13 protein-coding genes and 1 other RNA gene are annotated in these 15,460 nt (G+C 58.4%); 8 read left to right on the top strand and 6 right to left on the bottom strand.

Features of this window, described 5'->3' with window-relative positions:
• Positions 1 to 174: 174 nt before the first annotated feature.
• Both dnaK and grpE read right to left on the bottom strand, forming a co-directional pair.
• Positions 175 to 2,091: a molecular chaperone DnaK gene (gene dnaK / locus JFT58_RS24910; RefSeq protein WP_014719959.1), complete on the bottom strand. Its 1,917-nt coding sequence runs from the start codon at positions 2,089 to 2,091 to the stop codon at positions 175 to 177.
• A 102-nt stretch (positions 2,092 to 2,193) separates the two neighbouring features.
• Positions 2,194 to 2,754, bottom strand: a complete 561-nt coding sequence (gene grpE, locus JFT58_RS24905; RefSeq protein ID WP_034126999.1) for a nucleotide exchange factor GrpE — start codon at positions 2,752 to 2,754, stop codon at positions 2,194 to 2,196.
• A gap of 254 nt (positions 2,755 to 3,008) precedes the next feature.
• On the opposite strand from grpE, the gene recN reads away from it, so the two are divergent.
• On the top strand, positions 3,009 to 4,682 hold the full coding sequence (recN, locus tag JFT58_RS24900; protein ID WP_054896115.1) for a DNA repair protein RecN: 1,674 nt from the start codon (positions 3,009 to 3,011) through the stop codon (positions 4,680 to 4,682).
• A gap of 85 nt (positions 4,683 to 4,767) precedes the next feature.
• Here the strand turns inward: recN and fur are convergent, their stop codons facing one another.
• Positions 4,768 to 5,172 (bottom strand): ferric iron uptake transcriptional regulator, encoded by a 405-nt coding sequence (gene fur, locus JFT58_RS24895; RefSeq protein WP_003194220.1) that lies wholly within the window; start codon positions 5,170 to 5,172, stop codon positions 4,768 to 4,770.
• Positions 5,173 to 5,270: 98 nt separating this feature from the next.
• Here fur and JFT58_RS24890 point away from each other — a divergent pair, with 98 nt between their 5' ends.
• Positions 5,271 to 5,798 carry an outer membrane protein assembly factor BamE gene (locus tag JFT58_RS24890; RefSeq protein WP_054896116.1) on the top strand — a complete coding sequence of 176 codons (528 nt, stop codon included), beginning with the start codon at positions 5,271 to 5,273 and terminating at the stop codon, positions 5,796 to 5,798.
• A 305-nt stretch (positions 5,799 to 6,103) separates the two neighbouring features.
• On the opposite strand, the gene JFT58_RS24885 is transcribed toward JFT58_RS24890, so the two are convergent.
• Positions 6,104 to 6,406, bottom strand: a complete 303-nt coding sequence (locus tag JFT58_RS24885) for an RnfH family protein (RefSeq protein WP_034126996.1) — start codon at positions 6,404 to 6,406, stop codon at positions 6,104 to 6,106.
• On the bottom strand, positions 6,399 to 6,833 hold the full coding sequence (locus tag JFT58_RS24880; protein WP_003194226.1) for a type II toxin-antitoxin system RatA family toxin: 435 nt from the start codon (positions 6,831 to 6,833) through the stop codon (positions 6,399 to 6,401). Before JFT58_RS24880 ends, JFT58_RS24885 begins: the two co-directional genes overlap by 8 nt.
• Before the next feature lie 167 nt (positions 6,834 to 7,000).
• Between JFT58_RS24880 and smpB the strand changes: the two genes are divergently transcribed.
• Positions 7,001 to 7,483: an SsrA-binding protein SmpB gene (smpB, locus tag JFT58_RS24875; RefSeq protein ID WP_003176160.1), complete on the top strand. Its 483-nt coding sequence runs from the start codon at positions 7,001 to 7,003 to the stop codon at positions 7,481 to 7,483.
• A 27-nt stretch (positions 7,484 to 7,510) separates the two neighbouring features.
• Here the strand turns inward: smpB and JFT58_RS24870 are convergent, their stop codons facing one another.
• Positions 7,511 to 8,278, bottom strand: coding sequence for an FCD domain-containing protein (locus JFT58_RS24870; protein ID WP_014719963.1), 768 nt, complete (start codon positions 8,276 to 8,278; stop codon positions 7,511 to 7,513).
• A 251-nt stretch (positions 8,279 to 8,529) separates the two neighbouring features.
• Here JFT58_RS24870 and JFT58_RS24865 point away from each other — a divergent pair, with 251 nt between their 5' ends.
• From JFT58_RS24865 to JFT58_RS24845, 5 genes are all read left to right on the top strand, one after another.
• Positions 8,530 to 10,224, top strand: a complete 1,695-nt coding sequence (locus JFT58_RS24865) for a lactate permease LctP family transporter (protein WP_054896117.1) — start codon at positions 8,530 to 8,532, stop codon at positions 10,222 to 10,224.
• A gap of 70 nt (positions 10,225 to 10,294) precedes the next feature.
• Positions 10,295 to 13,105 carry an FAD-binding and (Fe-S)-binding domain-containing protein gene (locus tag JFT58_RS24860; RefSeq protein ID WP_198834696.1) on the top strand — a complete coding sequence of 937 codons (2,811 nt, stop codon included), beginning with the start codon at positions 10,295 to 10,297 and terminating at the stop codon, positions 13,103 to 13,105.
• A 136-nt stretch (positions 13,106 to 13,241) separates the two neighbouring features.
• On the top strand, positions 13,242 to 13,520 hold the full coding sequence (locus JFT58_RS24855) for a hypothetical protein (RefSeq protein ID WP_003194233.1): 279 nt from the start codon (positions 13,242 to 13,244) through the stop codon (positions 13,518 to 13,520).
• Positions 13,521 to 13,614: 94 nt separating this feature from the next.
• Positions 13,615 to 14,011, top strand: a transfer-messenger RNA (tmRNA) gene (ssrA, locus tag JFT58_RS24850).
• Positions 14,012 to 14,197: 186 nt separating this feature from the next.
• Positions 14,198 to 15,454 carry an integrase domain-containing protein gene (locus JFT58_RS24845; protein ID WP_150804664.1) on the top strand — a complete coding sequence of 419 codons (1,257 nt, stop codon included), beginning with the start codon at positions 14,198 to 14,200 and terminating at the stop codon, positions 15,452 to 15,454.
• Positions 15,455 to 15,460: the final 6 nt, after the last annotated feature.

Raw genomic sequence — 15,460 nt, 5'->3', positions numbered from 1 at the left:
AACGCGGTGACTGTCATTCGGAAAGCAGGAGCATTCCCGTTCACACCGCCAGCATCCGAGCGTTGTCGCATGCTGTAAAAATTCGCATACCCCAGACACGCCAACGCGGGAGCAAGCTCCCGCGCGGCGACATCCTACCAGTCACCGCTTGTGCGCGGTCAACCGGGCGACAACTTACTTGTTGTCTTTAACTTCTTCGAACTCGGCATCGACAACATCGTCGTGCTTGGCTTCAGGCTCTGCTTGTTGCGCAGCGCCGTCAGCCGGCTGGCCTTGCTCGGCGTACATTTTCTGAGCAACTGGCGCGGAGACTTTCGACAGTTCCTCAACCTTGGCTTCGATGGCAGCCTTGTCGTCGCCTTTAATAGCGGCTTCCAGGGCAACCACTGCTGCTTCGATTGCAGTTTTCTCTTCGTCGGTCACTTTGTCGCCAGCATCAGCGATCATTTTGCGCGTCGAGTGAACCAGCGCGTCACCCTGGTTACGGGCGCCTGCCAACTCTTCGAACTTCTTGTCGGCTTCAGCATTGGTTTCAGCATCACGGATCATCTGTTGAATTTCTTCATCAGACAGGCCGGAGTTGGCCTTGATGGTGATCTTCTGCTCTTTGCCGGTGGCCTTGTCTTTCGCGCCGACGTGCAGGATGCCGTTGGCGTCGATGTCGAAGGTCACTTCGATTTGTGGCACGCCACGTGGTGCTGGTGGAATCTCAGCCAGGTCGAACTTGCCCAGGGACTTGTTCTGTGCGGCTTGCTTACGCTCGCCCTGCAGCACGTGGATAGTCACGGCGCCCTGGTTGTCATCGGCAGTCGAGAACACCTGGGATTTCTTGGTAGGAATCGTGGTGTTTTTCTCGATCAGCGCAGTCATCACGCCACCCATGGTTTCGATACCCAGGGTCAGCGGGCTTACGTCCAGCAGCAGCACGTCTTTCACATCACCGGCCAGTACGGCACCCTGGATGGCAGCACCCATGGCAACGGCTTCGTCCGGGTTCACGTCTTTACGGGCTTCTTTGCCGAAGAACTCGGTGACCAGCTTCTGAACCAGTGGCATACGGGTCTGACCGCCCACCAGGATCACGTCGTTGATCGAGCCAACGTCGATACCGGAGTCTTTCAGCGCGATGCGGCAAGGTTCGATGGTGCGCTGAACCAGGTCTTCAACCAGTGCTTCGAGCTTGGAACGCGAGATCTTCACGTTCAAGTGCTTAGGACCGGTAGCGTCTGCAGTGATGTACGGCAGGTTCACGTCAGTCGACTGAGCGGAAGACAGCTCGATCTTGGCTTTTTCAGCGGCTTCTTTCAGGCGCTGCATGGCCAGCGGGTCACCCTTGAGGTTCATGCCGCTTTCTTTCTTGAATTCGTCAACGAGGTAGTCGATCAGACGAATGTCAAAGTCTTCACCACCCAGGAAGGTGTCACCGTTGGTGGCCAACACTTCGAACTGGTGCTCGCCGTCAACTTCTGCGATCTCGATCACGGAGACGTCGAACGTACCGCCACCCAGGTCGTAAACGATCACGGTGTGGTCGCCCTTGGCCTTGTCCATACCGTAAGCCAGCGCGGCTGCGGTTGGTTCGTTGATGATACGTTTTACATCCAGGCCCGCGATGCGGCCGGCGTCTTTGGTGGCCTGACGCTGGCTGTCGTTGAAGTAGGCAGGAACGGTGATCACCGCTTCAGTCACTGCTTCACCGAGGTAGTCTTCGGCGGTCTTCTTCATCTTTTTCAAGATTTCAGCCGAGATTTGCGGCGGCGACATTTTCTGGCCGTTCACTTCAACCCAGGCGTCACCGTTGTCGGCCTTGGCGATTTTGTAAGGCACCATCTTGATGTCTTTCTGTACGACTTCTTCGTCGAACTTACGACCGATCAGACGCTTTACCGCGTACAGGGTGTTGTGCGGGTTGGTCACCGCCTGACGCTTGGCCGATTGACCGACGAGGATTTCACCGTCGTTGGCGTAAGCGATGATCGACGGAGTGGTACGTGCGCCTTCGGCGTTTTCAATAACTTTTGCAACGCCGTTTTCCAGCACGGAGACGCAGGAGTTGGTGGTCCCCAGGTCGATACCGATAATTTTGCCCATGATTTACTCTCCCGAAACTTGAATTTGGTTGCCGCAGCAGTTTTGGCTAACTGCGGTAGCACTTAAACGCTTGACTTATAAATGGGGGCCTTGCGGCGGATTTCAAGCCTGCTCATCAATAGAAGGTGCAACGGGTGAAGGAGCCTTGCTCACCACCACCATTGCCGGACGCATCAGGCGACCGTTGAGCTGGTAACCCTTTTGGAACACCTTGATGACGCTATTGGGTTCCAGGTCATGGCTTTCCTGCATGGCCATGGCTTGGTGATGTTCTGCATTGAACGGCTCGCCGGCTTGCGGATCGATAGCTTCCAACTGATAACGTTTCAGGGTGTCCTGGAACATTTTCAGGGTCAGCTCGATGCCTTCGCGCATTGGGCGGATGTTTTCATCGTCCGGGTTGGACAACTCAAGACCACGCTCCAGACTGTCGATGATCGGCAGCAGGTCACCGGCGAATTTTTCCAGCGCGAACTTGTGAGCCTTCTCTACATCCTGCTCGGCACGGCGGCGGACGTTCTGCAGATCGGCGGCAACACGCAACGATTGATCCTGCGCAGCGGCCAATTGCTCTTCGAGCACTTGCACACGAGTCGCCAGTTCATCACCGGCAGCCGAATTGGCGTCTGGAGTTTGCGTATCCTGCGTCTGTTCGTCAGCCATAGATTTCTCCTTTCAAAATCATGCGCGAACTCAACTCGCGCTTCTGCTCCGGTATATGGGGCCACAATTTTCAGGTTCAAGGGCGCAGGCGTTACCAAAAGTCTTTCGATTGACCTGGATCATTTCCTTCTCGCTCATTCCACATCGCGCTAAAAAAATTCGAGACTCAAGCAAATCGAGCTAAGCGTCAGGATTGTCAGGCCTGAACAAAACACTGTATAAATAACCAGACCTAAAGCCTGGGAGCGGCCGTCATGCTCGTGCACCTGTCTGTACATAACTACGCCATCGTTGAACATCTGGATCTTGAACTGGATCGCGGGATGAGCGTAATCACAGGCGAAACCGGCGCCGGCAAGTCGATCATGCTCGACGCCCTCGGCCTGACGCTTGGCGACCGCGCCGACAGTGGCGTGGTACGCCCTGGCTCCGACAAGGCTGACATCCTGGCCACCTTCGACCTGGCGGACATACCCGAAGCCGAAGCATGGCTGGCCGAGCGCGACCTTAATAATGAAGGCCCCTGCATTCTGCGCCGGGTGATCACCGCCGAGGGGCGCTCCCGCGGCTATATCAACGGCACGCCTTGCCCACTGGGCGACCTGAAAGCCCTGGGCGAATTGCTGATCGATATCCACAGCCAGCACGAACACCAATCCCTGCTGAAAACCGATACCCACCGTCGCCTGCTCGATGAGTACGCCGGCGCCACCGATCTTTCCCGGCAAGTTCAACTGGCCGCCCAACGCTGGCGCCAGACACGCCAGGAACTGGAACGCCTCTCCAACTCCGGCGACGAACAACGCGCCCGCCACCAGTTGCTCAGCTACCAATTGGAAGAGCTCGAAAGCCTTGGCCTGGGTGAGACAGAGCTGGAGCAACTTGAGCAGGAACACAAGAACCTGACCAACGCCGAAACCTTGCTGGGCATCTGCCGCCAAGTGGTCGAGCAATGCAGCGAGAGCGACTCCGGCAATGTGCTCAACGCACTGACCGCCAGCCTCAACCGCCTGTCCAGCGTGAACAATGCTTCCGGCTCACTGAGCGAAGCGACCACCCTGCTGACCAGCGCGCAGATCCAGGTTGAAGAGGCCGTGGGCGAACTCAATCGCTTCCTGGACCACTTCGACGCTGACCCAGCTCGCCTGCAGGAAATAGAAGAGCGCCTGGACACTATTTATACCCTGGCTCGCAAGCATCGAATCCAGCCGACCGAAGTCGCAACCATGCAGCAGAAACTGCTGGATGAAATCGAAACACTCAACGCGAACGACGAATCCATCGAACGACTGGGCGAGGAGCTCGCTTCGTTTGCCCGTCATTATCAGGAAAAGGCCCGGGAGCTGAGCGCTCTGCGCCAGCAGGCAGCGACTAGCCTGGCAAGCGCCGTTGAGCTGGAAATCCAACGCCTGGGCATGCCAGGCGGGCGCTTCACCATCGAGTTGCATCCCAACGCCACTCAAGAATTGCAGCCCCATGGGCTGGAGCACGTCGAACTGCTGGTGAGTGCCAACCCCGGGCAACCGCTCAAGGCCCTGGCCAAAGTGGCCTCCGGCGGCGAACTCTCGCGCATCAGCCTGGCGATCCAAGTGATTACCGCCCAGACCTCACGGGTACCCACATTGGTATTCGATGAAGTGGATGTGGGCATTGGCGGGCCAACCGCAGAAATTGTTGGCCAATTGCTGCGTCGCCTGGGGGATCGCGGCCAGGTGCTTACGGTGACCCACTTGCCGCAAGTGGCAGCCCAAGGGCATCAGCACCTGTTTGTGCATAAGGTGCGCGGTAGCGACGCGACACACACCGCCGTCTCCAAGCTGAACAAGTCGGAACGGGTGGAAGAAGTGGCGCGGATGCTCGGCGGTATCGACTTGACCAAGGAGTCCTTGGCTCACGCGAAAAAAATGGTGGTGGCCGCGAAGGCTTGAAGCGACATTTTCCACTCTATAGAAAGCACGAAGGCGACCCGAGGGTCGCCTTCAATCGTTTCGCAAAGCAAAACTGCGTCGATTTTTACTTTTTCTTACGGATGTACAACACGAGATTGTGATCGACCAAATCGAACCCGTGCTCCTCAGCAATCTTGTGCTGCAGCGCTTCGATTTCAGGGCTGGTGAACTCGATAACCTCATTGGTATCCAGGTCAACCATGTGGTCATGGTGACCACCGTCAGCCAATTCAAACACCGCATGACCGCCGTCGAAATTATGACGAACCACCAGCCCTGCGGCTTCAAACTGGGTCAGTACACGGTAGACCGTGGCCAGGCCGACGTCCTCGTTAGACTCCATCAGCGCCTTGTAAACATCTTCGGCACTCATGTGGCGCTGCTCAGCAGAATCGAGCATTTGTAGAATCTTGACTCGTGGCAGAGTCACTTTGAGACCGGCTTTGCGTAGTTCGCTATTTTCAACCATGGTTAGCTTTCTCGCGGATGCTGCTTCGCAGCTTCTCTTAATACGGGTATGATCGGCGTTTACGTTGTCCCAGCCAAGATAGTGGAAGTCGCCCACCGATGCAAAACACCAAGCTCTTGCTAACCAGTTTCACCTTTGTGGGACTGCTCGCACTCGCCGGTTGTTCATTCCCCGGGGTTTACAAAATCGACATCCAGCAGGGCAATGTCGTCACGCAGGACATGATAGACCAGTTACGCCCGGGAATGACCCGACGGCAAGTACGGTTTATCATGGGTAATCCCCTGCTGACCGACACTTTCCATGCCGATCGCTGGGATTATCTCTACAGCCTGCAGCCGGGTGGCGGTGAACGCCAGCAGGAGCGCGTCAGTGTCATCTTCAATGGCAATGACCAGCTCGTGAGCCTGTCCGGTGACTTCATGCCCGGCGTAAGCCGCGATGAAGCCTTGCTGGGCAAGGACAGCGGCGCCAACGTGACCGCACCTGCGCAAGAAGCCGAAAAACCGAAATCCGAGGTACCGGCCAAGCCAGGTTCGTTGCTGGACACCATCCAGAAAGACATCGACAACGTGGAAACCGTGCCCGTCCCGACGCCTCAGCCTCTGGACACCAGCCCGCAATAATTTTGCGCTCGATAAAAAGCCCGGCATGCCGGGCTTTTTGTTGCCTGCCATCTACATAGGCATCTACATAACCTTGGTGCGACGCTGAACCTGTGGGAGCTGGCTTGCCTGCGAAAGCAATCTGACAGTCGACCAGGATCCTGGATCAGATCGAGTACATATCCGCTATCGGAACCGCCCCCTTCCACATTTGGATCGCGGGCATCAGGTAGATATGCGCTGGCTATCAGGGCGTCATCGCAGGCAAGCCAGCTCCCACAGTTGGATCGCGGCGCTCCAGATAGCTAGGCTGCCATTTGGCAAGCTCAAGAGTTCGCTTGCCTGGCCAATGCCGCCTTGGCCGCACGCAACCTGCGCACCTCTTTAGGGTCGGCCAGCAAAGGCCGGTAGATCTCAATACGGTCGCCCGCTTGTACGAAACGCGTCCCGGCATCCGCGACAACCTTGCCAAATATACCCACCGGGCAATCAGCCAGATCAACATCAGGAAAATGGGCCGCCATTCCCGACGCTCGCACCGCCTCGCGCAAACTAGTGCCTTCAGCCACCTTTACCCCCAGCAACACCTGGCGATCCTCGGCGGCGAACACCACCTCAATCTCAACCATGCAGTTGCTTGGCGCGCTGACAGAACGCGTCCACCAGGGTATTGGCTGCCTGATTGAACAAAGGCCCCAACGTCGCACGAACAATCGGCCCGGCATAATCAAACGAAAGATCCAGGCTGATCTTGCAGGCCTTGTCCGTCAGCGCCTTGAACACCCACACGCCATGTAGCTGGGTGAACGGCCCTTCCTGCAGGTTCATTTCGATGGATTGGCCCGGCACCAGCACATTGCGGGTCACAAAATGCTGGCTGAGGCCGCCCTTGGCCACCCCCACACTGGCAACCATGTGCTCGTCACTGCTCTCCAGAACCTCGGCTGTCGAGCACCAAGGCAGAAACTCTGGGTAACGCGCCACGTCGTTGACCAGGTCATAGAGCGCCTGGGCCGGATAGGGCAACAGGGCCGAACGTTGAATATGCGTCGTCATGTGAGCGTTACTTCCACTGCTTAAGGCAAACATCGCGAAAGAACAGCCCAATCCGCGAGAGAAAAAAACCAAAGAACTGCCCGCATTGTCCGGGATTCGTCCAACTCGCTCAAGCACACAGGTTGACCGTAGCCGACACGCTCGCAACTCCCTATAATGCCGCCCCTATGGCTAAACAAAAGAAACACCCCACAGGGACCATCGCGCAAAATAAAAAAGCGCGACACGATTACTTCATCGAACATCGGTTCGAGGCTGGTCTGGTCCTGGCCGGCTGGGAAGTAAAAAGTCTGCGTGCCAGCAAACTGCAGCTGGTCGACAGTTATGTGCTGCTCAAGGATGGCGAGGCATGGCTGCTTGGCAGTCATATCACCCCGTTGACCACCGCGAGCACCCACGTGATTGCCGACCCGGTGCGTACGCGCAAGTTGTTGCTCAATGCCCGCGAACTCGAAAAGCTCGCCGCAGCCGTGCAGCAAAAAGGCTACGCGTGCATCTGCTTGTCCTGGTACTGGAGCAAGCACCTGGTCAAATGCGAGATCGCATTGGGCAAGGGCAAGAAGGAATACGACAAGCGCGACACCGAACGCGAGCGCGATTCCAATCGCGAACTGCATCGCGCCGTGCGCAACAAAGGCAAGGAAGAGTAATCCTTGTGACGGTGTAGCCCACGCGGGCTACATCCCTTTGCGTCGCTCCGCCCGAGCCACGCGTTGAACCTCCTGACGCACCTCCTCCAACACCTCCTGCACATACAGCAAATGCCGTGTCGAGACTTCGCGCGCTTGCTCCGCCCGCCCCTCGATGATGGCCAGGTACAAGTCCCGATGCTGATTGATCAGCATGTCGCGGGTCTCGGTACGCTGCTGGTACATGCCACCAATATTCGTCACCACGTTACGCTTGAGTAGGTCGAACAGCCCGCGAATGGTGTGCAGCAACACGGCGTTATGACTGGCTTCGGCAATCGCCAAGTGAAACCTTGCATCCGCAGCACCCTCCTCCACTCGGCTCACCTCGTCGGCGCGCGCATAGCAATCCTGCAACGCTTCAAACGCTGCGGTCAGCCGTTCACGGTCAACCTCCGTGGCGCGTAACGCCGCGTAGTAGGCACACGAAGCCTCAAGGGTCTGGCGAAACTCCAGCAGATCGCGCTGCGCTTCGGGATTGCTTTCCAACAAGTGCAGCAGCGGATCGCTGAAGGTCGAACCTAGGGAGTCCACCACATAGTTGCCACCGCCCTGGCGACTGACCAGCAACCCCTTGGCCGCCAGTTTCTGAATCGCCTCACGCAACGACGGGCGCGACACACCAAAGCGCTCAGCCAACGCGCGCTCGGCCGGCAAGCGCTCGCCCGACTTCAGCGTGCCCTCGAGAATCATCCCCTCAAGCTGCTCGACAATATCGTCAGACAAACGGCGCTGACGCACCTGATCAAACCCCATAACTCACTCTCCACCATCCCGACCACTCGCCGGGGCCCCTATTCTGGCCTATCGACGTGCCGGCAGCACCTATCAGAACGCCTTCAATTTCGCCGATCAGAACACTCCGCCTCCCGACCTACGACCAAAGTTTCGCAGGCGGCAAATTGACACACCCCTGCCCAGGCTCTTAATCTAGCCCACAGCGATTGTAAATTGGTATTACCAATTACCCAAGCTCACCAAACAACAACAATCAGGGGCCACCCCATATGCAAACCTGGCAACAGCTTTACAGCCCACTCGGCAGCCTCGGCCTATCCGCACTGGCCGCCGTCATTCCCATCGTATTCTTCTTCCTGGCGCTGGCCGTGTTCCGCCTCAAAGGCCACGTGGCCGGCAGCATCACCCTGGCCCTGTCGATCCTGGTCGCCATTTTCGCCTTCCAGATGCCGGTAGACATGGCGCTGGCTGCGGCCGGTTATGGTTTTGCCTACGGCCTGTGGCCCATCGCCTGGATCATCGTCGCGGCAGTATTCCTGTACAAATTGACGGTCAAGAGCGGCCAGTTCAAAATCATCCGCAGCTCCGTTCTGTCGATCACCGACGACCAGCGCTTGCAGGTGTTGTTGATCGGTTTTTGCTTTGGCGCCTTCCTCGAAGGTGCGGCCGGTTTCGGCGCGCCCGTGGCGATCACCGCCGCGCTGCTGGTAGGCCTGGGTTTCAACCCGCTGTACGCCGCAGGCCTGTGCCTGATCGCCAATACCGCGCCTGTGGCCTTCGGCGCATTGGGCATTCCGATCATCGTCGCCGGCCAGGTCACCGGTATTGACGCGTTCAAGATTGGCGCCATGACCGGCCGCCAACTGCCGCTGCTGTCGCTGTTCGTGCCGTTCTGGCTGGTGTTCATGATGGACGGCCTGCGCGGCGTTCGCGAAACCTGGCCTGCAGCCCTGGTGGCCGGCTTGAGTTTTGCCGTCACCCAATATTTCACCTCGAACTTCATTGGCCCGGAATTGCCGGACATCACCTCGGCACTCGCCAGCCTGATTGCCCTGACGCTGTTCCTGAAAGTCTGGCAACCCAAGCGCACCGCAGGCGCACAAATTGCCGGCGCTACATCCAGCGTGGCGGTCACCTCCAGCGCCGGCGGCTTCGGCTTGCCGCGCAACACCGTGGTTTCGCCCTACAGCCTGGGGCAAATTTTCAAGGCGTGGTCGCCGTTCCTGATCCTCACCGTACTGGTGACCATCTGGACCCTCAAACCCTTCAAAGCCCTGTTCGCCGCGGGCGGTTCGATGTACGGCTGGGTGTTCAATTTCGCGATCCCGCACCTGGATCAACTGGTGGTTAAAGTCGCGCCCATCGTGACCAACCCAACCGCCATCCCGGCCGTCTTCAAGCTGGACCCGATTTCGGCCACCGGCACTGCGATCTTCTTCTCGGCACTGGTCTCCATGCTGGTGTTGAAAATCGACGTCAAAACTGGTCTTACCACTTTAAAAGAGACCTTCTTTGAGCTGCGCTGGCCGATCCTGTCCATCGGCATGGTGCTGGCGTTCGCCTTCGTCACCAACTACTCCGGCATGTCCTCGACCATGGCCCTGGTTCTGGCCGGCACGGGTGCTGCCTTCCCGTTCTTCTCGCCATTCCTTGGCTGGTTGGGGGTTTTCCTGACAGGCTCCGATACCTCATCCAACGCCCTGTTCAGCTCATTGCAAGCCACTACCGCTCACCAGATCGGCGTCAACGACACCCTGCTGGTAGCCGCGAACACCAGCGGTGGCGTGACCGGCAAAATGATCTCGCCGCAATCGATCGCCGTGGCCTGCGCCGCCACCGGCCTGGTGGGCAAGGAATCCGACCTGTTCCGCTTTACCCTCAAGCACAGCCTGTTTTTTGCCACCATCGTCGGGCTGATCACCTTGGCGCAGGCGTACTGGTTCACCGGTATGCTGGTGCACTGAGGCCTGCACGTAATAGGGTAAGAATCGACGCCGGGGCACCCTTCCGGCGTCTGCTATTTCTGGAGGACCGATGAGCCTGCCTGCTGCTTTCCTGAGAGACGTCGCACAACTGATCCCGCAAGATCGCCGCTTCGACGATCCACTTTCCACCCTCGCCTTCGGCACCGACGCCAGCTTCTACCGACTGATCCCACAGCTGGTGATCCGCGTGGAGTCAGAAGACGAAGTGGTGACACTGCTGCAACTGGCCCAGCGCGATCGCGTGCCGGTGACCTTCCGCGCCGCAGGCACCAGCCTCTCGGGCCAGGCCATCAGCGACTCGGTACTGATCGTACTGGGTGATAACTGGAACCACCGCGAAATTCGCGGGCAAGGCACCCAGATCCGCCTGCAACCCGGCGTCATCGGCGCCCAGGCCAACGCCTGGCTCGCACCGTTCGGACGCAAGATCGGCCCGGACCCTGCGTCCATCAATGCTTGCAAGATCGGCGGTATCGTCGCCAACAACGCCAGTGGCATGTGCTGCGGCACGGCGCAAAACACCTACCACACCCTGGCGGGCATCCGCCTGGTACTGGCCGATGGCAGCCGCCTGGACACCGAAGATGCCGCCAGCGTGCAAGCCCTCCGCCAGTCACATAGCGCACTGCTTGAACGCCTGGCTACATTGGGCCGCGAGACACGGGCAAATACTGAGCTGGCGGCAAAGATCCGCCACAAATACCGACTGAAAAACACCACCGGCCTGTCACTCAATGCCTTGGTGGATTTCGATGACCCGCTGGATATCCTCAGCCACCTGCTGGTCGGCTCCGAGGGCACCCTGGGATTTATCAGTGCGGTCACCTACGACACCGTGATCGATCACCCCAACAAAGCCTCGGCGCTGATCGTCTTCCCGGACGTCGAAACCTGCTGCAACGCAGTCACCGTGCTGAAAACCCAGCCAGTCTCCGCCGTTGAACTGCTGGACCGACGCAGCATGCGCTCGGTGCAGGACAAACCAGGCATGCCTGCTTTCGTACAGCACCTATCGGAAAACGCCTGCGCACTATTGATCGAATCCCGCGCCGCTTCGCCATCGCTGCTGCACGAACAACTGACGCGCATCATGGCCTCCCTGGCGGCGTTTCCCGTGGAGCAACAAGTCGACTTCACCGAAGACCCACTGGAAAACGCACGCCTGTGGGCCATCCGCAAAGACACCTTCCCCGCCGTAGGTGCCGTGCGCAAAACCGGCACCACCGTGATCATCGAAGACGTGACCTTCCCGGTAGAACAACTGGCGATTGGCGTGAATCGCTTGATCGCACTGTTCGACAAACATCACTACGACGAAGCCATCCTTTTCGGACACGCCCTGGAAGGCAATCTGCACTTTGTGTTCACTCAAGGCTTCAACAGCAGCGAAGAAGTCGCACGCTATCAAGCGTTCATGGACGACGTCGCGCAACTGGTTGCCGTGGAGTTCGGTGGCTCGCTGAAGGCTGAACACGGCACCGGCCGCAATATGGCCCCTTTCGTCGAACTGGAATGGGGCAGCGACGCCTATCAATTGATGTGGCAACTCAAGCGCCTGCTCGACCCCAACGGCATCCTCAACCCGGACGTGGTACTCAGCGAAGACCCGCAGATCCACCTCAAACACCTCAAGCCGTTGCCCGCCGCCGATGAGCTTGTGGATAAGTGCATCGAGTGCGGGTTCTGCGAGCCGGTGTGCCCCTCAAAAGGCCTGACCCTGAGCCCGCGCCAGCGCATCGTGATCTGGCGCGACATCCAGGCGAAAAAACGCGCAGGCGTGGACACCACCGTACTGGAAGCGGCCTACCACTACCAAGGCATCGACACCTGCGCCGCCACCGGCTTATGCGCGCAACGTTGCCCTGTAGGCATCAATACCGGCGACCTGGTGAAAAAGCTGCGCAGCCGCGAAGCCGACCGTACGAAAACCGCCGACTGGCTCGCCAGCCATTTCGCCACCGCACTGCAAGGTGCGCGCTTTACCCTGCACGTCGCCAATGGCGCACGCATGCTGCTGGGCGCCCCACGGCTGGCCAAGCTCTCGAGCACACTGACCAAGCTGTCCAAAGGGCAAATTCCGCAGTGGACCAACGCCATGCCGCAGCCCGAAAAAGCCATCCGCTTCAGCCCGGCAGTGACGGACGCGCACCCGCGCGTGGTCTATCTGGCCACCTGTGTCTCCCGCGCCATGGGCCCGGCAGCCGGCGATAAAGAGCAGATGTCGCTGTACGACAAAACCCGCCAGTTGCTGGAAAAAGCCGGCTACCAGGTAGTCTTCCCCGACAACCAGGACAGCCTCTGCTGCGGCCAACCCTTCGCGTCCAAAGGCTACGCCGAGCAGGCCGAACACAAACGCCAGGAACTGATCGGCGCCCTGCTCCACGCCAGCCGCGGCGGCCTCGACCCGATCTACTGCGACACCAGCCCCTGCACCCTGCGCCTAGTGCAAGAATTGGGAGAAACGCGCCTGGACCTCTACGACCCCGTGCGCTTTATCCGCACCCACCTGATGGACCGCCTCGACTTCACACCCCAGGAAGCGCCCATCGCCGTGCACGTCACCTGCAGCACCCAACACCTGGGCGAGAGCCAGGCCCTGATCGAACTGGCGCGACGCTGCGCAAAAACCGTGGTGATCCCCGAAGGCATTCATTGCTGCGGCTTTGCCGGCGACAAAGGCTTCACCACCCCGGAACTCAACGCCCACGCCCTGCGCTCGCTCAAGGATGCCGTGCAATATTGCAGCGAAGGCATCTCCACCAGCCGCACCTGCGAGATCGGCCTGAGCCAACATGGCGGCATCGACTACCACGGCCTGGTCTACCTGGTAGACCGCGTCACCCGCGCCCGCGCCCACTGACCCGGCAAAAAAACCGAACCCTCGCGCGCCGGCGCAGTCATCTGCATAGGCCTCGACAAACGAGGCCCATCAGTGATGTCGCTGGCAGCGGTTGCACGCCAGCAGCGTCGAGCCCTTTTGCGCAAGGAGACACCCTATGAAGCGTTCCGCTCTTGCTGGCTTGTTCATGACCGCTGCGATGCTCGCCTCCCCCGCTTTCGCCGCCAGTGACAAAGACCTGTGCCAGATCAACCTGGACAAAATCAACAACGGCAAAGCCCTGCTCGCCACCGACACCAGCGGTAAAAGTGGCGAAATAGACACCGCCGTCTCCCAGGCCAAGGCCGCCCACGCCGCAGGTGACGAGAAGAAGTGCATCGAAATCACCTCCAAGGCCCTGCAAGACCTGCAGAACAGCGAGAAAGGCGGCCAGTAAGCGAGAGGGCCAACCTTCGGGTTGGCCTTCGCTGACGTTTTGGCGTACACTGCACAGGCTTGTCACTCACTAAGAAACAACGAGTTACAAGCACGGGGCCGTTTAGGATTCGACGCCGGTCGCGAAACTTTAGGTGCATGCCGAGTTGGTAACAGAACTCGTAAATCCACTGTTGCAACTTCTTATAGTTGCCAATGACGAAAACTACGGCCAGGAATTCGCTCTCGCTGCGTAAGCAGCCTTAGCCCTGAGCTTCTGGTACCTTCGGGTCCAGCAATCACCAGGGGATGTCTGTAAACCCAAAGTGATTGTCATATAGAACAGAATCGCCGTGCAGTACGTTGTGGACGAAGCGGCTAAAACTTACACAACTCGCCCAAAGCACCCTGCCCTTCGGGTCGCTGAGGGTTAACTTAATAGAAACGGCTACGCATGTAGTACCGACAGCGGAGTACTGGCGGACGGGGGTTCAAATCCCCCCGGCTCCACCACTTCAACATCTAAAGACGTCCACGGACGTCTTTTTTTGTGTCTGAAATCCAGTAAAAACAAGGGTTTAAGGGCCATTGGCTTCCGTAGAAGAATTTAGAATTCCAAGCTTTTTGGTATCCCATTTGGTATCCCGGACCCACCGGTGCTATTTTTGGGATACCAAAACGGTGTCGGAGGTAGCTCTCATGCCTACTAATGCAACCCGCCTCTCAGACCGCCAGCTCAAGGCAGTCAAGGCAACAGGAAAAGACTTCGTTCTCACTGACGGCGACGGCCTGCAGCTCAGGGTCAGAGCCAGTGGCTCGATGATATGGAATTTCAACTACCGCGAGCCGGTAATCAAAAATCGCCTCAATATGGCGCTGGGCCCTTACCCGGCTCTTTCGTTGGCGAACGCCAGAAAGAAAGCTCAAGAAGCACGCGAACTACTGGCGCTAGGCATTGATCCCAAGGCTCACCGCGATGAACTCAGGCAAGCCAAGCTGGCGAAGACCGAACACACATTCGAGAAGGTGGCCACCGCCTGGTTCGAGCTGAAGAAAGACTCCGTAACCAAAGCCTACTCCGAAGACATTTGGAGATCGCTGACGCTTCATGTATTCCCAAGCATGAAAACAACGCCGCTCTCTCAAATCACTGCTCCGATGGTCATCAAGATCCTTCGTCCAATCGAGGCCAAAGGGAGCCTCGAAACCGTGAAACGATTGAGCCAACGACTCAACGAGATCATGACCTACGGGGTCAATTCCGGACTGATATTCGCGAACCCCCTCAATGGAATTCGGGCGGTGTTCAAGAAACCCAAAAAAGAGAACATGGCTGCGCTACCACCTGAGGAGCTTCCCGAGCTCATGATGGAAATCGCGAACGCCAGCATCAAGCGCACGACCCGCTGCCTGATCGAATGGCAACTGCACACGATGACCCGCCCTGCCGAAGCAGCCACCACACGATGGGCAGATATCGACTTCGACAAGCGCATTTGGACCATTCCGCCAGAGCGCATGAAAAAGCGTCGGCCGCACACAATCCCTCTTACCGATCAGGCACTTTCGTTACTGGAGACGCTCAAGCAACTCAGCGGTAACCGAGAGTACGTGTTCCCCTCAGATAGAAATCCTCGCACCCATGCCAATAGCCAGACCGCCAACATGGCGCTGAAACGCATGGGCTTTCAGGACCGTCTAGTCAGCCACGGCTTGCGCTCGATGGCGAGCACTATCCTGAATGAGCATGGCTGGGATCCGGAGCTGATCGAGGTCGCACTGGCGCATGTCGACAAAGACGAAGTTCGGAGCGCCTACAACCGGACGGATTACATGGAACGCCGGCGTCCGATGATGGCCTGGTGGAGTGAACATATCCAGAAGGCGGCCACCGGCAGCCTGTCGGCATCGGCCATCAATCAAACCAGGGACCGCAACGTCGTACCGATTCGCTGAGGTCCA

Origin of the sequence: Pseudomonas sp. MF6767, assembly GCF_016405475.1 — a bacterium.
Classification (GTDB): Bacteria; Pseudomonadota; Gammaproteobacteria; order Pseudomonadales; family Pseudomonadaceae; genus Aquipseudomonas; species Aquipseudomonas paracarnis.
Note: the sequence above shows the minus strand (reverse complement) of the source record. Positions and strands in the feature narration are given on the sequence as shown.